Genomic DNA, 22,960 nt, shown 5'->3' with positions numbered 1-22,960 from the left:
GAAAAACTAAGGCAATGATGCTTTCTATCCCCTTGCGAAGTATTCGCCAATAAAAAAAATTGAGTATTTATCAGTTTACTATTGACTGACGCAACCGGTTGCGTTTATTATAAACCTAAGAAATGAAACATTTAGGAGGAGAATCATGAAACAAATCAAACGCTTATTCCAAATCGACCCTTGGAAAATCAGCACGACAACATTAGATAAAGAAAACTTGCGCTTGCAAGAGTCATTGACAAGTATTGGAAACGGCTACATGGGAATGCGTGGAAACTTCGAAGAAACGTACTCTGGCGATCATCACCAAGGCACTTATTTAGCAGGCATCTGGTATCCTGACAAAACTCGTGTGGGTTGGTGGAAAAACGGCTATCCTGAATACTTTGGAAAAGTCATCAATGCAGTAAATTTTATTGCAATGGATATTTACATCAACGACCAATTGATTGACTTAGCTTCACTAGATCCAGAAGATTTCTCTTGGGAATTAGATATGAGAAACGGGGTCTTGTCACGTCAGTTTACGATTACGACAGCTACAAATAAAGTCCGTTTCTCATTTGAACGTTTCTTGAGTATTGTTAAAAGCGAAGCGGCTTATATTCGTGTAAAGGTTGAATTGATCGCCGGCTCTGCCACTGTAAAATTTGTTTCGAAACTGGATGGAAATGTCCAAAATGAAGATAGTAACTACGATGAGCATTTCTGGAATCAGATCGACCGTGGCACAAAAGACTCGATCGGTTATTTGACAACGAAGACCATTCCTAATGCATTTGACATTGAGCAATTCACCGTCACTGCAGGCATGCGTCATTTTATCAACGGAGAAGCAGCGACACCTCTATTTGAAGAACAAACATTAGCGTTACAAGGTGTCTTCTCGTATGATCTAACACAAAACGAACCTGTGGTCGTAGATAAAGAAGTCTTGATTTTGACAAGTCGTGATATCCCTGAAGCACAACAAGTGGCAACACTTATGGATGAATTTGATCAGTTAACTACTCATTATGATGAAGCCAAAAAAGAACAAACAACCGCTTGGGCAAAACGTTGGGAATTGGCTGACGTAGTGATCGAAGGTGACGACGAAGCGCAACAAGGCATCCGTTTCAATCTTTTCCAATTGTTCTCTACTTATTACGGAGAAGACGAACGGTTGAACATTGGACCAAAAGGCTTCACTGGCGAAAAATACGGCGGTGCGACGTACTGGGATACAGAAGCTTACGCTGTGCCATTATATCTGGCATTAGCTGACCCAGAAGTCACAAAAAATTTATTGAAATACCGTCACAATCAGTTACCACAAGCCATCCACAATGCCCAACAACAAGGATTGAAAGGGGCGCTTTATCCAATGGTGACCTTTACAGGTGTCGAGTGCCACAATGAGTGGGAAATCACCTTTGAAGAGATCCATCGTAACGGTGCGATTGCTTACGCGATCTATAATTATACAAATTATACTGGCGATACCTCTTATCTGAAAAATGAAGGACTTGAAGTATTGGCTGAGATTGCTCGTTTCTGGGCGGATCGTGTTCATTACTCCAAACGTCAAAACAAGTATATGATCCACGGCGTGACTGGTCCGAATGAATACGAAAACAATATCAATAACAATTGGTACACGAACACGATTGCCGCTTGGGTCCTTCGTTATACTCGTGAAAATTATTTAGCGTTCAAAGAAGAAACAACCATTGAAATCAGCGAAGAAGAATTAGCAAAATGGGCAGATATTGTCGAAAACATGTACTACCCGATCGACGAGGAACAAGGAATTTTTGTCCAACATGATACATTCCTAGACAAAGATTTGATGCCAGTTTCGGATTTACCACTTAGCGAATTACCATTGAACCAAAAATGGTCTTGGGATAAGATCTTGCGTTCTTGCTTCATTAAACAAGCGGATGTGTTACAAGGCATCTATTTCTTCAATGAAGAATTTACAAAAGAGGAAAAACAACGGAACTTTGATTTCTATGAGCCGATGACCGTTCACGAGTCTTCTCTTTCTCCAAGTATCCACGCGATTTTAGCTGCTGAACTTGGCTTGGAAGAAAAAGCGGTCGAAATGTACCAACGTACTGCTCGCTTAGATTTGGATAACTATAACAATGATACGGAAGATGGTTTGCACATCACGTCAATGACAGGTAGTTGGTTGGCTATCGTTCAAGGTTTTGCACAAATGAAAACCGCCCATGGCGAATTATCTTTTGCACCATTTTTACCAAACACATGGAATGCCTATTCTTTCCATATCAATTACCGCGGTCGCTTGATTTTCATCGCTGTTTCTGATGAACAAGTCACCTTTACATTACTGAATGGTGAGGCACTGGAATTGACTGTGTATGGACAAACACAAGAGCTAACAGATCAATTGACGATTCCATTAAGAAAGGACGATGCACATGTTTAAAGGTGTCCTATTTGATTTAGACGGTGTCATCACCGACACAGCAGAATTCCATTATCGCGCCTGGAAAAAACTTGGTGAAGAAATCGGGATTTCAATCGACCGAAATTTCAACGAACAATTAAAAGGGGTCAGCCGAGAAGATTCATTAACATTGCTTCTTGCTTATGGCAAGAAAGAAAATGACTTTTCAAACGAAGAATTCGCTGCTTTAGCTAAACGTAAAAATGAGTATTATCTAGAAATGATCCAAGAAATCACGCCAGCAGACGTATTTCCGGGTATTGTTCCTTTATTAACAGAATTAAAGAAAGCTGGCATCAAGATCGCCTTGGCTTCTGCTAGTAAAAACGGACCATTATTACTAGATAAAATGCAACTGACAGATTACTTTGATGCGATTGCTGATCCTAGCAAAGTAGCAAGTGGCAAACCCGCCCCTGATATCTTTTTATTAGCAGCCAAAGAAATCGGATTAGAGGCGACTGATTGTTTAGGTATTGAAGATGCAAAAGCAGGCATCCAAGCGATCATCGCAAGTGGTGCTTATCCTGTAGGAGTTGGACGCAAGGAAGATCTTGGGGAGGACATTCCGATCGTCGCTGATACGTCTTCGTTAACACTCGACTATCTACAACACGTTTGGCGCAAAGATGTCTGAACCAAGCATCTCTGTCCTCCCCATCAAACAAACAAATCTAAAAAAAATCACATTGAAGAACGACGAGCTAGAAGTCGTTCTTCTCAATTATGGCGCTCGCTTGCATCAAATATTCACAGCAGATAGATTTGGACAAATGGAAAATATCTTACTCTCTTACGACAACCTTCAAGATGTTTTATCTGATCAAAGTTTTTTCGGTGCAACGGTTGGTCCAGTGGCAGGTAGGATCAGAAATGGTGAATGGGAACCTCACCAACTAGAAAAAAATAATGGCAACCATCATATTCACGGCGGAACAAACGGCTGGTCCTTTCAGTTTTGGGAGGTAGAAGTATTCAAATCACCTCAAGCAGTGGGTGTCGTCTTTTATTTAAAAGATACATTTTCAGGTTATCCTGGACCCATCACCGCGACTGTGACCTATCAATTAGAAGGAAATAGATTAGTGATGATCACTAAAGCCAACAGTGTAGTAGAAACGATTTGCAACCCGACAAACCATGCCTATTTCAATCTATCTGGAAATGGAAAACGTGATATTGATTCCCATCAACTCCAGATTCAATTAGATAGCTTGTTACTTTTGGATCATGACAAATTACCTACAGGGGAAACACTAGACAAAGCGGACTTACCCATCAATTTTCAAGAACCAAATACACTGACAGAGATTTTATCCACGTATCCTTCAGGTCTTGATGACGTTTTTTTATTAAATACGCCTAAACTCACCAAAAATAGCTTAACTTTATCAGAAGAAGCTTCCGGTCGTCAAATGAATATAGCAACTACGAACAAAAGTATGGTATTATTTTCTACAACTGGGTTCGATGCAGATTTACAGATCAACGGTCAAAACATGCATTCTCATTTTGGCTTAGCGATCGAACCACAAGAAATACCAGATATCGTTCATTTCCCGGAGTTCGGCTCGATTATGCTACGCCCTGGACAAGAACGTGTCAACCAAACAACTTATGAATTTAGTACATTCACTTAACCAGTTTTATTTAACTTGGTTTCAACAAGACGATGGACGATGAAAAAGAAAGGTGATTTAACTTATGGCAATTACAGTGAAAGATGTTGCAAAAAAAGCAGGCGTAGCGACATCTACTGTTTCTCGCGTGATCAATGACCATCCAAGTATTTCCGAAACAACGAAAAAGAAAGTACGAAAAATCATGGATGAACTAGGATATGTCCCTAATATCACAGCGAGAAATCTTGGTAAACGTGTATCAAGCGCTGTAGGTGTCATTCTTCCACCACTCGATTCCAAAGAGCGTCTTGGCAATCCGTTTTATTTAGAAATCATGGAAGCAATCAACGAAGAAGCACGACATCACGGTGTGACAACAGCTATTGCTACCGCAAAAAGTTTCGACGTCTTATTAGAGAACGTTCAGCGGATGCATTTACAAAAACAAGTTGATGGTTTTATCCTAGTCTACTCCGATAGTGATGATCCAGTCATCGATTATCTTTATGAACAACAGATTCCGTTCACACTGATCGGACAACCATACCATCATGAGAACGAAATCATCTACATTGATAACGACAATCAACTGTTAGGAAAGCAAGCCACCGAATTTTTGATCGATAATGGCCATAAAAATATTCTTTTCGTGACCAATACAACACATGAAAGTTTATACTTTGAACGCTATTTCGGTTATCAAAAAGCGATGATGTTAGCAGGACTGAACGCCCATCCAAGTGTGACCTTGGAACAGGCTGAAGATTACTTGGATTTTGACACGATCTTAAAAAAAGCTGAAGCGACAGCGCTAGTTGTTATCGATGATATTTTTGCTTTACGCACGATGCAACTCGCCCAAATGTATGGCTATATCATCCCGGAAACCCTTTCGATGATCAGCTTCAATAACTCGATTTTTTCTACATTGATGCATCCTTACTTAACAAGTATCGACATCGATATCTCTGAGTTAGGTCGAGTCGCGATGCAAAAATTACAAGAACTGATCCATGAAGAAGTGAGCAATGGTGTACGTTTAGTGATCCCCCATCGTTTGATCAAACGCGAAACGGTCGTTCCATTGAAAGAAAAATAGGGCATCCATTCCTAGGCAAATCAAATAAAAATAGCAAAGCATCTTGTCTTCGGACAAAAGATACTTTGCTATTTATTTTACTAGTAATCAACTGATCCATTAACGATAAGTCCACATTTGTATTTGACTAGAAATAATCAAAAAAAGAAATCTCTTCTATTCTTTCTAAAAATCTCTTAAAATGTGGTTAAAGAGGCATGCCTAAACATGCCCCATGTAGTCCGTTCAAAGCGGATGGCATCGATAGAGCATTAGAGCACGTCTACTTCGCCAAAAGTTGAGACGGCTCTATTTTTTTTGCTCTTGATTTTTTAAGAAAAACAACACCTACGAAGAAAACAGTTCTTCATAAGTGTTGTTTTATATTCTCTAAGAGATCATTTTTCCTGTTATTCTTTTAAGTCTGCTTCAACTTCAGTCAACCAGGTTGCTTTCTTCACGCGATTGATGATCAGCGGAATAACGAACATCACGATTGCGATGACCGCAACAAGCAATGCATCCGCTAATGTTGAAGTTCCTAACGTTGAAACAACAACGGCGATAATTGCCAACATCAGCATACAGCTAACCAGCCACGCAAAGCCATTTCCTTTTTTACCGATTCGATAAGGACGAGGCAATTCTGGATGGCTAGTTCTCATTTTCACTAAAGATATGGCGATCAAGAGATATACGATGCAATAAATCACTGTTGTTGCATTCGTCAATGTAAGAAAGACCGCACTTACATCATCCATGACGCCATAAAGTAACGCAAAGAGGGAAATAACTACTGATTGCGTCAACACCACATTTCTTGAAACACCATATTCATTTTCTTTATGAAAGCCAAATTTTGGTGGCAAGAATCCTTCACGTGCTACCTGGATGATCGTTTTAGAAGGTCCAGTTACCCAAGCAGACAATTGTAATAACACACCAATAAAGACCATAAAGCTGAAGATATTACCGATGATCGTTGGCAATCCTAAAATATCACAATAGATCAATACTGGTTGTGTGATGTTTGCCAATTCCATTGTTCCTTCTGGTACGACATTTGCAACAAACAAGGCGTTGATGACATTCAATAAAACTAGTCCGATCAATGCAATAAAGACCCCTTTAGTATAGTTCTTCGTTGCATCTTTCAAACGAGGCATATACACTGAGCTCATTTCGATTCCCACAAAAATAAATGTGATCCCTGCCAAATATTTCAATGAATCACTGTGTTGTAGATCAGGCAATGCTTTCGACCATGAAAAATCCCCCAAATAGCCATTTGAAACAAGTCCCACTTTGAAAAACGCTAAGATCCCCAAAACAAACATGATCACCACAGGAATATAAACACCCAACCAAACACCAATATTCCCGCCAACTTTCGCCATGTCAAACTTCAAGTTGAGCAAGGTGATGATCCAGTAAATGACCAAGATACACCCTAAAACGAAGTAGTGATTGTTGCCAAGAGCCGCGTTCCCAAACGTATTCCCTAACAATGGACCTAAGGTAGAAGCGACCATGACCATTCCTGGGAACATTTGCACCCAAAGTAACCACGCAACGACAAATCCCCATTTACTACCTAGTGCTGTTTTGACCCAAAGTTGCGGGCCTCCTTCTTGTGGCAGCATCGTTGATAATTCACCTGAAATCATTGAAATGGGTCCAGCAAAAAACAAGACGGCAAAAATCGTGTAAAAAATCAATGTCCAACCAACAGCTGACAATGTTGGGATACTACGAACAGTGGCACATAGCGCCATGGTCAAACCAATGAATGTTCCTAGCCCCATTTTACTTACTTGAGCTTTACTCAATTTTGACACTCTCCTTATTCATAAATAAATAGGCGTGTCTTTGAAACTTTTCATTAACAGCAACTAAAAGCAAACGTATGGCCAACTTGTGCTTTGAGTATTCTTTGCTTGGATCATCAAGCTTCAAAGGCACGTCAACGTGAAATATTTGATAAGAGAAAGGAGGCTCATCCTTTGTTCGTTTGGAACGAGAAATGAGCGCTCATTCTACTTACTCTCTCTTCGTTCATCAAAAGATTTACATTTATTTTGTTTCGTTTGCCACTAACTGATCTGCATAGATTTTTTCTAGTTTGCTTTGAAGCGCTGCTTTGATTTTTTCTGCATATTCTTCAAAATGTTCTGCTTTATTCATATAAGGCGTCATGACACTGGCACGTAAGACTGTGACTTTTCCAGCACGTTCCCATTCTTCTTCTGTAAATCCTAATTGTTTTACAAATTGAAGTGGGCTATTGCCATAATCTGGAATTGCAAAGTCTGTATGAGATGTCAAGAATTCATTGCCATAGATGCTTCCTTTGACATAAGAAGAATAGTCATACACATCATGGTTCAACTGGTTCATCGCTACCAGATCGTCATTTCCTTTTTCTTTGAATACATAATCAACCATATTGAAATCTGGATAAGTCAATGGATGAACTTCGATTTCTTTATCGCCCACTTTGAAGGTTAAATTGTTCAAGAAGTGGAAGAAACGATGTGCGCCTTCAATCGATGCTCCCATCAATTTACCATAACCAGTCACATTAAGCGGTAGTACATGATGCGCTGCCCAAACACTTGCGGCAGTTGCTCCGGCTTTTGATCCTTCCAAAATATAGGCACCAAGCAATGCTGGGATATCTGCTCCTTTTTCAAATACATAGGTTGCAAAGTAAGAGATCACATCACGCATACGAATGTCTTGGATCACGATACCTCCAGCAGAGTAAGGAACATAGCCCATTTTATGTGGATCGATCGTCACTGATTCTGCTTCTTCAATTGCTTGATATGCACGGTGTACTTCTTCTAAAAGATAATCTTTATTTTCTGTGAAGACATGATGTTTTGCGTGTACTTCTTTTAATTGATCAAATGGGATGAATTCATTGTTCTCATCAAGGAAGATCGCACGTCCGTAACCACCATAAGCTGCATCTACGTGTAGGTAGAAATAAATGCCTTCTTTTTCTAGCTTGCGACGTAATTCAACGATTTTATCGATTTCATCGATTGCCCCTTCTTCAGTAGAACCAACGACACCAACGACACCTAAAACCGGTGTTTGTTCAGCAGCCAATTCACGAATGATTGTTTCAAGTTCCTTGATGTCCATGCGGTAGTTGTGATCCACAGGCACTGGAATCACTTGATCTAGACCGACACCAATGATGTCTGCTGCTTTCAACCATGAATAGTGTTTTGTTTGTGGGACTAACCATTTACCTAATTGTTGAAGATGTTTTCCACTGCGTGCAGAATGTGCTTTGATCTCATCGATTTTTTCTGGCACTTGATCTAACAGATCAATGATTTCCCGCGTTGAAAGATTCATCAATTCCCAATCTGTTTGACCTGAAACCAATTCAGGTGCCACTTCTTTCATTGCAAGTGGCAATGATTTAATGTTGCGCGCATACCAAAGACCTTCTAAATTTGCTAATGAGCCATCTGCAACGATATGGCCCCAGCCATTTTTGTACCCCATCAATGTAGCAAATTCCATTCCAACTTCTTCTTCCATTTGACTTGTTGCTGGAGAAGATTCATATGCGACGTTATTTCCATTCCATAGCATCGCAAAATTATAGGCTAATAATGATGGCATCAATGTTTCAGAGTTCATATGACCCCAATAACGACCTGCATTATGCCATGGGACAGAGTGTGTACGCATCCGCGTAGAGATTTCAGCTAACACGTCTTTTGTTTTATTGATCGTGTGCGCGAAGCTTTCACTGCTTTTTTCTTCCGGCGTAATGATCGGCATATCTTGTGGCATATAATTTTGACGCCATCCTAAGTGCTCGTCCACTAATTCATTTAACAAAGCTTTATAGATTTGGCCATTCTCTGCTTTGTCTCCAATGAATAGTGCATTCAAATTTAAATCATTTACCTTTGATTCCATTTAGAAACCCTCCTAAAATAATTTTTTAAATTTTGTCGAGGCTTAGATTACACCTGTTTTTTATTTCTGTAAATATCACTATTCCTATTTTCCTCATTTCATTTTAATGTTTTTAATTGTTTGAATTGTTGGTACAATTGATAAAAATTAAAAAAAGGAGGGAATTTACAAATGTAAATTCTCTCCTCATGATTGTATTAACGACAACCGGCGTAACTATTAGGATAAATTTCAAAAATTGGAATTTTGTAATGGAATAGACCTTTTACAAGGTAAAAAATTACTAAATTCTAATCAACTACTTTGGCCAAAAAGTAGCGTTTTTTCCCTTTTCTGATCACTACGAATTTACCATCAAATTCTGTAGCTGGATCAATGACAAAATTTAAATCGGTTACGCGATCACCGTTAATACTTATAGCTCCGTTCGACACATCTTCACGCGCTTGACGTTTTGATGGCTCGATTTTTGTGGAAACAAGTAGTTCCACGATATTTTCAGGGGTACTTGAAATCTCTACATTCGGCATGTTTCCAAAGCCTTGTTCGATTTCTGACGCATTTAGTTCTTTGATATTTCCAGAGAACAATGCAGCTGTGATTTTTTGCGCTTCTTGTAAGTCTTCTTCGCTGTGGACAAAACGTGTCACTTCTTCTGCCAAACGGCGTTGTGCTTCACGTTTTTCAGGTTCTGTCTCCACTTTTTTCGCTAATTCATTGATTTCTTCTTGTGATAAGAAAGTAAAGAATTTCAAGTATTTCACAACATCCCGATCATCTTGATTCAACCAGAATTGGTAGAATTCGTACGGGGATGTTTTTTCAGGGTCTAGCCAGATTGCACCACCGGCAGTTTTTCCGAACTTTGTTCCATCTGCTTTTAGCATCAATGGGATCGTCAACCCAAAGGCTTCCGCTTCTGGTCCTTCCAATTTACGGATCAGATCTAAACCAGCAGTGATGTTTCCCCATTGGTCAGCTCCACCGATCTGTAATTGCACATCATATGTTCTGTGTAAGTGCAAGAAGTCGATCGATTGCAAGATTTGGTAAGTAAATTCGGTAAATGAAATTCCGACTTCCAAACGACTTGCCACGATATCTTTCGCTAACATCGTATTGATGTTGAAGTTTTTTCCGTAGTCTCTTAAAAATTCTAATAAAGAAATATTTGATAACCAGTCATAGTTGTTCACAAATGTAATATTGGCATCTTTCCCAAAAAGTTTGCGCATTTGGTTCGATAATGCATCCACATTATGTTGGACTTGTTCCATCGTTTGTAAGACACGTTCGCTTGTCCGTCCACTTGGATCACCGATCGTTCCAGTTCCTCCACCAATCAGGATGTATGGATGATGCCCTGCTAATTGGAATCTTTTCATCATCATGAACGGGATCAAATGCCCAATATGCATCGAATCTCCTGTTGGATCGACACCACAGTAAAGCGAGATACTCTTTTCTTCAACAAGCTCGCGAAGTCTTTCTTCGTTGGTTTGTTGGTTAATGGCATCACGCCAAGTTAATTCATCAATAATATTCATAACATTTCCCTCCATATCTTTTTTTATGAAAGCAGGTCCCTGCCAGCATGTCATTTATTAACGGGCAGACAACAAAAAAATCCCTTGACAATCAAGTCAAGGGACGAAAATTCGCGGTACCACCCAAATTATATGTTTGTTTTCCAAACATATCTCTCTAACATTTAACGCTGTCGCGTGGCTTCATGCCATAGACTCCTAAAATGTAATTCGCGCTAAAGCATGTACTAGTTCACAGCAACCACTAGCTTTCTGAAACATTGGCTTTATCCACTACTTCGTTTTATTCATCGTCTAATTCCTTATTCATCTATCTCCTATCTTAGAACGCACTGTTTTTTTTGTCAACAAAAAAATTTTTCTTGATCATCCGAACGATAAAAAATAACATCGTTTTTTAATCTTGAACTAGGCGGAAATGGATTTAATTGCAGAAACCTTTATTGATTCCATTGCTCGATCTGTTGAAACATGTTCTTCTTCTTGCACGCACCATTTTTTTCTTTAATTACATAATTGTCGTTACGTTAATAACTCAAACAGCTGTTATATTGTTATAGGTATCAAAAATTATTTTAGAAAGAAGGAATAAAAAATGAAATCGATGATTTTGAAAATTGCTTTATCTGCTAGTGCGATTTTATGTGCAGTCTCATGCTTGAATGTCTCTCAACCTGTCGGCGCTGAGGAAATACATCCAACAGCTGGCGAAACTGACTTCATTGGCGCCTTTGCCATTAGTGGGTCAGATGTTGTATTGGAAGTTGGCGAAACGTCTAACGAGAATATTTTAACAGCTTCTCATGCCCGCATCACAAATTCGATTGGCGTAGAAGTCCCTCCGATCATCAAGTCAGCCAATGTACAAGACACTCCAGGCATCTATCAAGCAACGATCGGCACGACCATCATGTCTTCAGTAGAAAAAGAGATCACAGTCACTGTCGTCGATAAACTTGAAGACTGTCCGACTTATGGTATTTATCAATTAACTGCTGATGATGCAACGGTTCCGGTGGGGCAAGTAGATGAAGCAGCTATCCTTCAAGCAACAAATGCGCAAGCGCTGACTTCTGGCGGCTCTCCAGTAGATGTTGTGATCAAGAAATCAAATGTAGTGAATGATACCCCTGGTACGTATCAAATCGTTTTAGGGATCAAAGAAGAACCAAAGATCCGTAAGACAGTCCAAGTCACAGTTACTAATGACGCAGGGAACGAGCAAGAAAGTCTTTACTTTGTCGACGCATCGGATGCTACTGTCTCGATCGACCAATTGGACGAACAAACGTTGATCATCATGACTAATGCCAAGGCAACTGATATTTTAGGACATTCCTTGCCTGTAGAAATCAAACACTCCACAATCAAGTTCGAGCCAGGAAATTACACTGTTACATTCGGTCTCAAAGGAGACTCAAGTTTATTTACTAAAACTGTCAATCTTACCGTCACTTCGGATAACTACGTTCCTTCCAGATTCTTTTTGCAAGCATTCGATGCAACTGTCCAGTTAGGTCAAACGGATGACCTCTCACTGATCCAAGCAACCGGCGCAAATGCCGTGACTCTCCTTGGGCAAAAGGCAAATGTTTACGTGAAGCATTCCTCGATTGAAGCAAACAAAACTGGCGAATTTGCCGTGACATTTGGCGTAACAGAAGATCCAAGAGTCGAAAAAACGGTAACAGTCTCAGTGGTTGATGAAATCAATCGTCCAGAATTGGGCGGTGGCATTGGGAATATCTAACAAACAACCACTTGTCTCACCTTAAACAGGATAAAGGACGGACCAAAAAATAATGGTTTTAAAAAAGGCGTCATCCACATAAGGTTAAAACCACTGTGGATGGCGCCTGATTTATCGAGGTTAGATCCTTCTATCCAACCTTTTTTATATTTCGTCGATTATTTCTAATAACGTAGTAAACAAGATGGCACTAGATGCCGCACCAGGATCAATATGACCGATTGAACGTTCACCTAAATAAGAAGCACGTCCTTTTTTCGCGACTAAACCTGCTGTGTGTTCTTTTGCCTGCTCAATTACTTCTTTCGTAAGATTCCCTGCGGTTAGTGCTTCAGCTACAGGGAACCAAACATCTAACATGGTTTTATCTTCTTGTTCCGCTTTTCCTCTTGCTTGGATGCCGTTCGCTCCTTCACGGATGAACTCACCTAATTGTTCTTGTGAATCGATCTGCTCTACTCCTTTTGTTGCTTTCATCAAATTCATAAACGCAGAACCGTAAAGAGGACCCGAGGCGCCTCCTACTTTGGAAATCATTGCCATAGAAAACATCTTGAAGGTATCACTGATAGTGTCAGGTGCCTTCTGTTGAAAAGCTGCTTCATAAGCTGTCACACCTCTTCCCATATTATTCCCATGATCCCCATCGCCAATGGGGGTATCTAAATCACTTAGGTACGCTTTTTTCTCTTTGATCTCTTCAGCAAAGCGGTTAAGCCATGCTTGGATCTCTTTTACCGTCAACTTCATTTTTTCATCATCCTTTACCATGCAATCGTTTCTACGTGACTTGTTAAAGCTTCTTTCCAAGTGGTTTCTGTTAAGTCAACCATTGTTAATGATAGTCCCTGCATATCCAATGAAGTCATCAAATCACCGACTTTATGGAAAGTAACATCCACCTGTTCTTCATTCAACAACGTCAACACATCATTCATGAATACAAATTGTTCCATCAATGGTGTACCACCCATCCCATTCACTAAGACACCGACTTCTTTTGGTTTTTCAGTATATTCACTCAAAATTTTCGTGACTAACTCTTTCGCTAACAATTTAGAGGGTTGCAGTTTTTCTCGACGATAACCTGGTTCGCCATGAATCCCTACACCGTATTCGATTTCGTCTTCATTTAGGTCAAAACCCGGCTTCCCTACTTCTGGGACAGTCGCAGCCCGTAATGCGACACCAATTGTTTTGGTCGCAGCAACCACTCGCTCTCCTAATTCCTTCAGTTGAGTCAAGCTCGCGCCATTTTTGGCAGCATCTCCTAAAATCTTATGGACAAGAATAGTCCCCGCTACGCCACGCTTCCCTGCCGTATACGTGCTGTTTTCTACCGCGATATCATCATCGACCACTACTTCTTCGACGTCAATTTCATCCATAGCAGCTAACTCTTTTGCCATTTCAAAATTCAATATATCTCCAGTATAGTTTTTGATGATCAATAACACACCTTGTCCTTGGTCCGCTTCTTTGATCGCTAGTTGGATTTGATCAGGTGTCGGTGAGGTAAAAACATCCCCCAAAACTGCTGCACTTAACATGCCATCTCCGACAAAACCTGCGTGAGCTGGTTCATGTCCACTACCCCCTCCAGAAACTAACCCGACTTGTTCGTTCAACTGATTTTTCGCAATTACACGAGAATCTTCTACACGATGTACTAGCTCTGGATAACTCTTTACGATCCCTTCTAGCATTTCTTCTACGATATCCCCAGGTTCATTCATGATTTTTTTCAATTTACATCCACCCTTTCTTCCCTGCTTGTCGTGCTTCTTCTATGATTTGTTCGATATTGTCGGTTGTCCCTGCTGTAATAGCAGCCGCAAAGGCTCCTTCTACTAAGGGGGCATCCACCAAGTAGTAGTTTTTTTGTTGGGCTTCCTCCAATAAATCTTTTGCCAATTCTGAATTCATCACTGCGCTACCAAGATCAGCAAAAACAAAATAAGCAGATGAATCGGCTGATTGATTGACGGCATCAACGATCTTCATCGGATCAGAACCGAGTTCTCCCTCTTCGATTCCGCCAAGTGATAATACTTCTACGTCATCGGTTTGTTGCATTTGTTCAATCATTTCTTTGATACCATCCGTGACCTTCTTACTATGGGAAAGCAGTAAGATACTTTTCTTCAACGAATTCCCCTCCTTCAGTTTAGCACCCTTTCTGTAAGGGTTTTCTTGATACTGTATTAAGTATATATCAACTCCTATGGGTAATGGAAATAATGCGATATAATGAACGATAGTTTTTTTATTTATGTGAAGATAAAGATAGGACTAAAAAGAGATATTTGCTATACTTTCCTTAAAGAAAGGAGTGATCAAAATGATCATTACAACAACAAATAGCGTAGAACATCAAGTCATTGAGTCTTATGAGGGAATTGTTTTTGGTGAAGTCATTACGGGAATCAACGTCTTAAAAGATTTAGGTGCAGGGATTCGTAACGTTTTTGGCGGACGCTCAAAAAGTTATGAAGGGGAATTATTGACAGCAAGAGAAGAAGCATTAGCTGAAATGGCGCAACGCGCAGAAGCACTTGGCGCAAATGCGATCATCGGGATGAAGATGGATTATGAAGTCTTAGGTTCAGATAATGGGATGTTGATGGTCACTTGTAGCGGGACGGCTGTTCGATTGATTTAACAAAAACGAAACAAATAAACGAGTGAAGACCCGCCAAATTTCTAGGGTATCCACTCGTTTTTTTACTCACACACGTTTCACAATGACTGGACTTGTCCAATCACCTCATTCGCCTCAACCATCGCTCTTTTTTCAATGGTTAGACTTTCAACTTTCTCACTATTTGTAAATACAACGATCATATCTGTTTGTTTACCTGCTTTTTCTAGCATCGCTAAGTCAACAACTGCCAATAATTGACCTCGTTCCACTCGTTGTGCTTGTTTGACATAAAGAGTGAAGGGTTCTCCTTGTAAATCAACGGTGTTGATTCCCATATGCACCAATACTTCAAGGCCATTGTCTGTTTCGATCCCCAGTGCATGTTTCGTCGGAAAAATACTAGTGATCGTTCCACTGATTGGTGCAAATATTTCTTTTGCTTCCGGCAAGACTGCATAGCCATCACCCATCATTTTTTCTGCAAAAACAGGATCGCCGACTTCAGTGATCGGAATGATTTTACCGAGCGCCGGTGCATAGAGTTCAAATGTTTCCTTACTTGTCTTTGAAGCAGAAACCGGCACATCTTGGTGAGGAATTGATTGAGCGGTCTCTCTCTTTAGCTTACTACCTTGTTGGAGTTTCGTCATTTCGTCTGCTACAAATTGGACCTGTGTGCCTACAATGACTTGGATATTTGTTTGATCAATTACTTTTACCCCTGGGACGCCAGTTTGTTTAATCGCTTCTTGATTTACTTTTGCTGTGTCTTTTACCTGTAGACGCAAACGTGTCGTACAATTATCGATTGCTTGTACATTTTCTTTTCCACCTAATGCATCATAGATCACCGCAGCTAGTTGACTAAATTCATTAGTTCCCGTAGCAATATCAGGTGTCTCTTCGCCAATTTCTGTTTCTCTTCCTGGTGTCATCAAATTGAACTTTTTGATGGCAAAGCGGAAGCCAAAATAATAGATAGCTGCAAAAAATACTCCTTGAACAAGCAACATCAATGGTTGATTGGCGACTGGATTCTGCAACGACAAAAAGTAATCCACAAAACCAGCGCTAAAAGCAAAACCAGCTGTCCAATGGAAAAAGGCACTGATTGCTAATGAAATTCCTGTAAAAATGGCATGGATAACATACAACGGCCACGCCACAAACATAAATGAAAATTCTAATGGTTCAGTCACACCTGTAAAGAACGCAGCAAAACCAGCTGCTAGCATCAAAGAAGCGACTTGTTTTTTCTTTTCTGGACGTGCACTTTGATAAATAGCAAAGGCCCCAGCAGGTAAACCGAACATCATGACTGGGAAAAACCCAGCTTGATACATACCGGTTTGTCCAATTATTGCTTTTCCACTATCTAACGCTTGTTGTCCAGCTAAAAAGTTTCCAATATCATTGATACCTGCCACATCGAACCAAAAAACAGAATTCAATGCATGATGTAAGCCTGTTGGAATCAATAAACGATTGAAGAAACCGTATAGTCCTGCACCGACAAACCCTAATTGAGAAATCCCCTTCCCAAAGGAAACCAGTACATCATAAACAGTCGGCCAAATAAATAATAATATCGCAGAAATAACCAACATGCTCAAGGCAGACATGATCGGAACTAAGCGTTTCCCACTAAAAAATGATAGGGCCATAGGTAATTTCACTTGGCTAAACCGATTATACATCGCAGCAGCGACTAATCCTGCCACGATTCCAACAAATACATTGTTATCCATTGTATTGAAAGCCGGATTGACTTCAGTGAGATCTCCCAGATGCAATAATCCTTGTACTGAATCCGCAGATAAAACGGTTTGAGGGATCAAGTAAGCGACCAATCCTGCCAAAGCAGCTGATCCATCTTTGTCTTTTGACATTCCCAATGCCAAACCCACCGCAAACAATAAGGCAAGATGGTTAAGAATCGCTAGCCCCGCATTCATTAAGAAGGTCGTTCCCGCATTACTGATGCCTACTCCTACGAACCAATTCGCAAGACCAACCAGTAAAGAAGCCGCTGGTAAGACTGCTACTGGCAACATCAATGAGCGACCCATTCGTTGCATATATGCTTTCATTCTTTCCACTCCTATTTTCTCTCCGCTCGTGAAAGAGCGTTTATCGTTATTTTTGTAAATTTTCTAGAAAATATCTAAAAACAATAAAACGAGTATACCATTTATCCAAAAAAATAGGAAGCATTGATTGAATACATTTAAAAAACCAGTAAAAGCAACGAAAACGAACGTGAAAATCTATTATCCGACCATTTATTTTTTAAAATAAATATAGACCAATAATCAATCCGTTGTTTTCAAACAACAAAAAAGAGTTTGAGATGTCATTCTCAAACTCTTTTTTGATACACAGCACCGACAAAAACAACCAGCAAGCACAAGCTACCGATCACCGACAAATAAATTGACCGACGATCGCCCGTTTTTGGTAATGTCTTCGCGGGTTGTTCTTCCACTACTTTTGTTTCTGTTTCAGTAACTGTCCCCGCTTCTACCGAACGTTTTCCAGCGGAATGCAAGGTCGCCTTGATTCTTTCGATACTGGCAGACAAATCTGCTTTTCTTGCTTCGAAATCGGCCATTGCCGCTTGAGCTTCTGCTGCTTTTTCATGGATTTCCGTACGAGCTGCTTGAATATCCGCTTGTGTCTGATCCACTGACGCAACCGTAGACGTCGCTAAATCTTGCAATTCCGTTTGTACTTCGGTTGCCCGTTGGGTCGCAGATGCTATTTTTTGTTTTGCTAATTCGGCTTTTTCTCGCTCTTCAGCTATTTTCTCAGCTAACTCATCGCGATCACTCGCTGCTTGATTTGCTAAATCGTTCACTGTTTGATCGATTTCCCTTTGTTTTTCGATAAGTTGTTGTTTCGCTTGTTCCAACGTATCTTCCACTTCTTTACGTTGTTGCTCCAACTTCTCCCAACGAGTCGAATCTGATGGATCAGTTTCGTTAAGAGGTGTATGTGACGAGTCTAGTGGCTCCTGACTCTCCTGGATCTGTGACTCACTGGTTTCTGATGCTGGCTGACTTGAATCTGCCCGGACTGTCTGACAAAGAAAGAAACTGCTGGAGATCAGTGCAGCAAAAAGTACTTTTTTCATTTTGTGCATCTCTGCCATCCCCTTTCATTTTCACTAGTTGTTCATTATAGAAAAAAACTGAGGAATCGCCTATAAACAATTGACGTATTCTGTCTAGTTGTATCGATGAAAGGTTGGAGTTTTGTCATTCGTCAGCTCCTATCCTTCAAAAAAATAGCCTAAAAAAGCGCCAAGTTCTAAAAATAGAAAAACGATCATCCAAGCTTACTACTTCCCTTACAAAGCTCGTCGGTCACACCCTCAAGTTCTACCCTTGAGGATAGCATAATTCATCTGGTCTGACGGCTTGGTACAGAGAAAAAGCGCCATCTAAATTTTTCACAGTGAATCCCGCTTGTTTCAAGATTCTTTCTGCTAAGTAGCTACGTAATCCACTATGACAACTGACGATATATTCTTGTTCTTTATCCAATTCGTCCAATCGTTGACGCAATTCAGATAAAGGGATATGGCTAGCTTTTGGGAAATAACCTTTTTGCAATTCTTCCTTATTCCGAACATCAAGCAATTGTTTCCCATGTGCTAATTCTTCTGGCAATTCATGCCACTGTATCATCTCACTCAATCCTTCGATGACATTCATCGCAATATAACCTAGCATATTTACTGGATCTTTCGCTGAACCAAAAGGCGGTGCATAAGTCAGTTCTAACTCTGGCAGGTCGAAGACTGTCAAATGCCCTTTAATGGCTGTCGCAAGAATATCGATTCGTTTATCTACTCCTTTTTGACCGATTCCTTGAGCTCCATAGATTTCCCCAGTTTCCGGATGGAAGATCAATTTCAACAACAAGTCCGTTGCACCAGGGTAATAGCCAGCATGATCTTTACCTGAAGCATGGAGGACTTGAAAAGATAAACCTGCTTTTTTTGCTTGTCGTTCTGTGATACCTGTGGAGGCAGCTGTCTGACCAAATGCTCGAACAATAGCCGTTCCAAGGCTGCCTTGATTCAGGCGTGGCCGCCCAGCCATGTTATCAGCAGCTTGTCGTCCTTGTCGATTCGCAGGTGAAGCTAAAGAAATCAATGCAGGTTCCTTCGTGATTTGATGTTTCACGACAATCGCATCTCCTACTGCAAAGATTGCCGGATCACTCGTTTGATAATGCTCATCCACAACGATACCGCCACGTAATCCCAACGTTAAACCTGCCATCTCAGCTAAACGACTATCTGGTTGGACCCCCACCGAAAGAATCGTCAAATCTGACTCTAACATTTCGCCATTTTCTAGACGAAGCATGTTTCCTTGTTCTTCAAAACTAGTAACGGCACAATTGGTTAAAACTTGAACATCATTATTTTCTAATTCTTTTTGTATAAAAGAAGCCATCTCTTCATCCAACGTCGGTACGACTTGCGGAGTCCGTTCGACAATCGTTACATCCAGTCCACGTTTTTTTAGATTTTCTGCTACTTCGATCCCAATAAAACCGGCGCCAATAACTACCGCTTTACGAGGTTGTTCCTCTAATTTTCCCATGATAGCATCAACATCTGGAACATTTCTCACAGTAAATACATTTTTTGCCTCAGACAAGCCTGTGATCTCAGGTATAAAGGGTTTAGCTCCTGGAGAAAGCAAAAGGGCATCATACGTTTCTTTGCGAGATTCCCCTCCATGAGAAACTTCCACTTCTTTTGTTTCTGGAAAAATCGCTGTGACTTCATGATCCACTCGAACGTCCAAACGAAAGCGTGCAGCTAAACTTTCAGGTGTTTGGATCAAGAGCTTTTCTCTTTCATCGATTTCACCAGAAAGATAGTAAGGAAGGCCACAATTAGCAAAAGAAACATTGGGCCCTTTTTCAAAAACAACGATTTCTGCATCTTCTTGCAGTCGTCTTAAACGAGTAGCCGCAGACATCCCTCCAGCAACACCGCCAATTATCACAAATTTCATTTTTTATCTTCCTCCAATCTTTTCCCCAAACCATTGATTCATCCCGCCACGAATATTGATTGCCTGATAACCAAGATTTTTTAATTCTTTCGTCGCTTGCTTACTACGCATTCCTGACTGACAAATAACGTATACCGGCGCTTGTTTATCCCCATTATACGTACTAATACGGTGTAAAGGAATATTTTCCGCTTGCTTAATATGCCCACCTCGGTATTCAGCCGGTGTTCTAACATCGATCAATTGGATGTTTTCTTTTAATTTATCTTGCAAATCCTTTACTGTTATTGATTGACTAAGTTGAAATAATCCCATTTTCATTCTCTCCTCTTTTTTTAGAAAAATATACCTACCGGGGTATATTCAACACGATAAATGTGATTATGTCAACCATTAAAACTTTTAATTTCAAAAATTTGCAGTTTTCATTTGCAAATAATACCTATATAGGGTATTATTTGCAAAAAAAGAGTGGGAGGTTCTATGATGACTATTGACAACAAAACAATTCTAAATCGCTTGAGACGTACAGAAGGACAAATTCGTGGTATCCAAAAAATGATTGACGAGGAAAAAGAGTGCATGGATATCATTACACAATTAAGCGCTGTTCGTTCAAGTATTGATCGTGTCATGGGGATGATCGTTGCTGAAAATTTAAAAAACTGCTTGGAGCATCCAGAAAACAGTGTGGAGGAACAAGCAAAAAAAATGGAACAAGCCATCAATATGATCATCAAAAAATAAACGCAGCAAGTTTCTGTCTCGCACTACTTAAAACCGAATAAACGGCGGAAACAAATGGAACCTCTTTGAAAAATAAGGCATCATCCACAAAAATTTGAAAAACAATTTTCGTGGATGATGCCTTATTTCTTATAGCTCAATGTTTCGGTAATTTGCCACCACTAAGTTACGTATATTTCCCTTCTACAATTGCTTGGATCGTATCGAGTACAGCCTCTGTATTATTTGATCCGATAATCGTCGTAGCTGCTTCTTTGATCTTGGGCTGTCCATTTTCCATAGCAAAACTGTGCTTGATCTGTTGGATCATTTCAAAGTCATTCCCGCTATCGCCAAACGTAGCAATCTCATCCTCACTGATTCCCCATTTTTTGCCTAACAAGCGTAACCCGTTTAGTTTGTGGACACCAGGGATGATCAAATCGATATCTCCATGACCACTAGAGACCGGTATCAATCCCTCTCCTAAAGAATGCTTTAAGGCAGTTAGTTTTTCTGCCGCTTCTTGCTCATTGAAGGATAAAGCAAACTTGAAAATCGTTTCTTCTCCCTTAGCTAACGTATACAGGTCTTCTACCTTTTCAAGCTTAGGGTAGTAAAAACTTGCACGTTCAAACAACTCCTTAGAAACCGTATTAGAGAGATAGGCACTCTGTTTCCCACATAAGATCAAGTTCATTGGCGCTAACTCTTCCAATACATCTAATGTCTGAACGATTTTTTCAGGACGTAATTCTGCATTGTACACATGGTCTTCACCAATTAAAATATTTGCCCCATTTTCTGCTACGAATGCTATACTTTTATAAAGATCAGGGAAGAATGAACGCAACTGGAAATATTGATTTCCACTTGCTACAACAAACTTTATTTCTTTTTCCTGTAGCAAGTCAAAAAGTTTCTTAAAGCGTTCTTCATTGTATTTCTTTTGATCATTCAAAAATGTACCATCCATATCTACAGCGATCATTTTGATTGTCATTCCATTCCCACCTTTCAGAAAAAGTATACCTACTGGGACGCGTCCCAAGTCAAGAGAAAAGGAGGAAAATCCCATCGTTACGATTCGAGAAATCGCAAAAATGTCAGGAGTATCCAAATCTACCGTTTCCAGAGTGATAAATAACGACCGTTACGTATCCGATGATTTACGAAAAAAAGTCCAATCCGTTATTGAAGAGACGAACTATGTGGTGAACGGCAATGCTGTAAAATTGAGTAAAGGAGAAACCTATACTTTAGGTGTTACCTTGCCTAACAATAGTTCTTGCTATAATCAATTGGTGGATAGTATCTTGTATCAGGCAAAAAGTAAAGGGTATCAAGTATTATTACTCCCTACTTATTACGAAAAGGAGACGGAGAGTCACTATTACACACTACTAGAGCAAAAAATGATCGACGGTCTTATTCTGACGTCACGAACAAAAAATGATGAACTACTTGAACCTCTTCGCTTCAAAGGAAAAATCGTCTCAACTGAAAAGATGGACAATGACGACCTTGCCATGATTTATCCGGATCGAAAAAAAGCGTATGATCAATTGTTTCTTACCCTGCATACCCGTGGTATTTCCAGAGTCATCTTTACTACTAAACGCAGTGCCTCACAAAGCCAGACTACAAAAAATAAATTGACTGCTTATGAAACGTATTTTGGAAAAGCGATTGAAGGAAAAAACTATTTCACTGGTATCGAAACCTATGCAGATGGCTATGCGTTCGCAATAGAGATCACAACTCACGCCTCTATTCCAGAGGTAATCTATGTCAATGGCGATGATACAGCAGCCGGTGTAATTTCAGGAATGAAACAGGCAGGATTCATTCATAAAAAAGATTTCACTGTCATAGGTGAAGGAAATCTACCATATAGTGAGATATTAGCCTTTTCAACTATTGATTTCTCCCCTAAAAAAATCGGCGCCTCCGCAGTAGATTTTCTCTTATCCCAGAGTGACAGGATCGTGCAAGCAGAAGATCCAGTAATTATTTGGCGATAATGCGAAGTAGCTCCTTCAGAAATAAGCGTGAGACCTCAAAATTCCAAGAGGAATTTTCTGGGTTTCACGCTTATTTCTCAGGGCTGAACACTTAGGTCACAGCTTTTCTGTATAGTGAACTACT

The 22,960-nt window shown here is 40.1% G+C and carries 19 protein-coding genes and 1 other annotated feature; of the genes, 8 read left to right on the top strand and 11 right to left on the bottom strand.

The window, feature by feature from the left end:
• Window positions 1–145 precede the first annotated feature (145 nt).
• The 4 genes from IGJ14_RS01900 (at window position 146) to IGJ14_RS01885 (ending at window position 5,182) form a co-directional block, all read left to right on the top strand.
• On the top strand, window positions 146–2,440 hold the full coding sequence (locus IGJ14_RS01900) for a glycoside hydrolase family 65 protein (RefSeq protein WP_019722729.1): 2,295 nt from the start codon (window positions 146–148) through the stop codon (window positions 2,438–2,440).
• A complete protein-coding gene (gene pgmB / locus IGJ14_RS01895) occupies window positions 2,433–3,098 on the top strand; it encodes a beta-phosphoglucomutase (RefSeq protein ID WP_019722730.1) in 666 nt (221 codons plus the stop codon). The genes IGJ14_RS01900 and pgmB overlap by 8 nt, the downstream gene beginning before the upstream one ends.
• The gene (locus IGJ14_RS01890; protein ID WP_430608211.1) at window positions 3,091–4,101 is read left to right on the top strand and encodes an aldose epimerase family protein; all 1,011 of its coding nucleotides are present in this window, start codon (window positions 3,091–3,093) and stop codon (window positions 4,099–4,101) included. The genes pgmB and IGJ14_RS01890 overlap by 8 nt, the downstream gene beginning before the upstream one ends.
• A 64-nt stretch (window positions 4,102–4,165) precedes the next feature.
• Window positions 4,166–5,182: a LacI family DNA-binding transcriptional regulator gene (locus IGJ14_RS01885; RefSeq protein ID WP_019722732.1), complete on the top strand. Its 1,017-nt coding sequence runs from the start codon at window positions 4,166–4,168 to the stop codon at window positions 5,180–5,182.
• A gap of 389 nt (window positions 5,183–5,571) precedes the next feature.
• Here IGJ14_RS01885 and tyrP read toward each other — a convergent pair whose 3' ends face one another.
• The 3 genes from tyrP to tyrS all read right to left on the bottom strand — a co-directional run bounded on the left by tyrP (window position 5,572) and on the right by tyrS (window position 10,656).
• Window positions 5,572–6,990: a tyrosine-tyramine antiporter gene (gene tyrP / locus IGJ14_RS01880; protein ID WP_019722733.1), complete on the bottom strand. Its 1,419-nt coding sequence runs from the start codon at window positions 6,988–6,990 to the stop codon at window positions 5,572–5,574.
• A gap of 244 nt (window positions 6,991–7,234) precedes the next feature.
• Window positions 7,235–9,109, bottom strand: a complete 1,875-nt coding sequence (gene tdc, locus IGJ14_RS01875; RefSeq protein WP_010736392.1) for a tyrosine decarboxylase — start codon at window positions 9,107–9,109, stop codon at window positions 7,235–7,237.
• A 290-nt stretch (window positions 9,110–9,399) separates the two neighbouring features.
• The gene (gene tyrS, locus IGJ14_RS01870; RefSeq protein ID WP_010736393.1) at window positions 9,400–10,656 is read right to left on the bottom strand and encodes a tyrosine--tRNA ligase; all 1,257 of its coding nucleotides are present in this window, start codon (window positions 10,654–10,656) and stop codon (window positions 9,400–9,402) included.
• A gap of 96 nt (window positions 10,657–10,752) precedes the next feature.
• Window positions 10,753–10,956, bottom strand: a binding site (T-box leader).
• Between the two features lie 295 nt (window positions 10,957–11,251).
• On the opposite strand from tyrS, the gene IGJ14_RS01865 reads away from it, so the two are divergent.
• Window positions 11,252–12,406: a hypothetical protein gene (locus IGJ14_RS01865; protein ID WP_019722734.1), complete on the top strand. Its 1,155-nt coding sequence runs from the start codon at window positions 11,252–11,254 to the stop codon at window positions 12,404–12,406.
• Between the two features lie 144 nt (window positions 12,407–12,550).
• Here the strand turns inward: IGJ14_RS01865 and dhaL are convergent, their stop codons facing one another.
• From dhaL to dhaM, 3 genes are read right to left on the bottom strand one after another with little or no spacing between them, the layout of a single operon-like run.
• Window positions 12,551–13,156 (bottom strand): dihydroxyacetone kinase subunit DhaL, encoded by a 606-nt coding sequence (dhaL, locus tag IGJ14_RS01860; RefSeq protein ID WP_029593968.1) that lies wholly within the window; start codon window positions 13,154–13,156, stop codon window positions 12,551–12,553.
• A 14-nt stretch (window positions 13,157–13,170) separates the two neighbouring features.
• A complete protein-coding gene (gene dhaK, locus IGJ14_RS01855; protein WP_010736396.1) occupies window positions 13,171–14,154 on the bottom strand; it encodes a dihydroxyacetone kinase subunit DhaK in 984 nt (327 codons plus the stop codon).
• A gap of 1 nt (window position 14,155) precedes the next feature.
• Complete coding sequence (gene dhaM / locus IGJ14_RS01850) at window positions 14,156–14,554, bottom strand: dihydroxyacetone kinase phosphoryl donor subunit DhaM (protein WP_019722736.1); 399 nt, start codon at window positions 14,552–14,554, stop codon at window positions 14,156–14,158.
• A gap of 193 nt (window positions 14,555–14,747) precedes the next feature.
• On the opposite strand from dhaM, the gene IGJ14_RS01845 reads away from it, so the two are divergent.
• Window positions 14,748–15,068 carry a heavy metal-binding domain-containing protein gene (locus IGJ14_RS01845; protein ID WP_019722737.1) on the top strand — a complete coding sequence of 107 codons (321 nt, stop codon included), beginning with the start codon at window positions 14,748–14,750 and terminating at the stop codon, window positions 15,066–15,068.
• A 77-nt stretch (window positions 15,069–15,145) separates the two neighbouring features.
• Here IGJ14_RS01845 and nagE read toward each other — a convergent pair whose 3' ends face one another.
• The 4 genes from nagE to IGJ14_RS01825 all read right to left on the bottom strand — a co-directional run bounded on the left by nagE (window position 15,146) and on the right by IGJ14_RS01825 (window position 20,401).
• Window positions 15,146–17,140, bottom strand: a complete 1,995-nt coding sequence (gene nagE / locus IGJ14_RS01840; RefSeq protein ID WP_019722738.1) for an N-acetylglucosamine-specific PTS transporter subunit IIBC — start codon at window positions 17,138–17,140, stop codon at window positions 15,146–15,148.
• Window positions 17,141–17,409: 269 nt separating this feature from the next.
• A complete protein-coding gene (locus IGJ14_RS01835) occupies window positions 17,410–18,192 on the bottom strand; it encodes an LPXTG cell wall anchor domain-containing protein (RefSeq protein ID WP_019722739.1) in 783 nt (260 codons plus the stop codon).
• 238 nt (window positions 18,193–18,430) lie between these two features.
• Entirely contained in the window at window positions 18,431–20,086 is a 1,656-nt protein-coding gene (locus IGJ14_RS01830; protein WP_019722740.1) for an FAD-dependent oxidoreductase, read from the bottom strand.
• A gap of 3 nt (window positions 20,087–20,089) precedes the next feature.
• Window positions 20,090–20,401, bottom strand: coding sequence for a rhodanese-like domain-containing protein (locus tag IGJ14_RS01825; RefSeq protein ID WP_019722741.1), 312 nt, complete (start codon window positions 20,399–20,401; stop codon window positions 20,090–20,092).
• A 171-nt stretch (window positions 20,402–20,572) separates the two neighbouring features.
• On the opposite strand from IGJ14_RS01825, the gene IGJ14_RS01820 reads away from it, so the two are divergent.
• Window positions 20,573–20,833: a metal-sensitive transcriptional regulator gene (locus tag IGJ14_RS01820; protein ID WP_010736403.1), complete on the top strand. Its 261-nt coding sequence runs from the start codon at window positions 20,573–20,575 to the stop codon at window positions 20,831–20,833.
• A 166-nt stretch (window positions 20,834–20,999) separates the two neighbouring features.
• Here IGJ14_RS01820 and IGJ14_RS01815 read toward each other — a convergent pair whose 3' ends face one another.
• Window positions 21,000–21,815 carry a Cof-type HAD-IIB family hydrolase gene (locus tag IGJ14_RS01815; RefSeq protein WP_019722742.1) on the bottom strand — a complete coding sequence of 272 codons (816 nt, stop codon included), beginning with the start codon at window positions 21,813–21,815 and terminating at the stop codon, window positions 21,000–21,002.
• A 73-nt stretch (window positions 21,816–21,888) separates the two neighbouring features.
• Between IGJ14_RS01815 and IGJ14_RS01810 the strand changes: the two genes are divergently transcribed.
• The gene (locus IGJ14_RS01810; RefSeq protein ID WP_029593972.1) at window positions 21,889–22,836 is read left to right on the top strand and encodes a LacI family DNA-binding transcriptional regulator; all 948 of its coding nucleotides are present in this window, start codon (window positions 21,889–21,891) and stop codon (window positions 22,834–22,836) included.
• Window positions 22,837–22,960: the final 124 nt, after the last annotated feature.

It is taken from the genome of Enterococcus sp. DIV1304_2 (assembly GCF_050555445.1).
Lineage (GTDB): Bacteria > Bacillota > Bacilli > Lactobacillales > Enterococcaceae > Enterococcus_B > Enterococcus_B pernyi.
The sequence above is the reverse complement of the archived record's forward strand: the minus strand, read 5'-3'. Positions and strand labels throughout refer to the sequence as shown.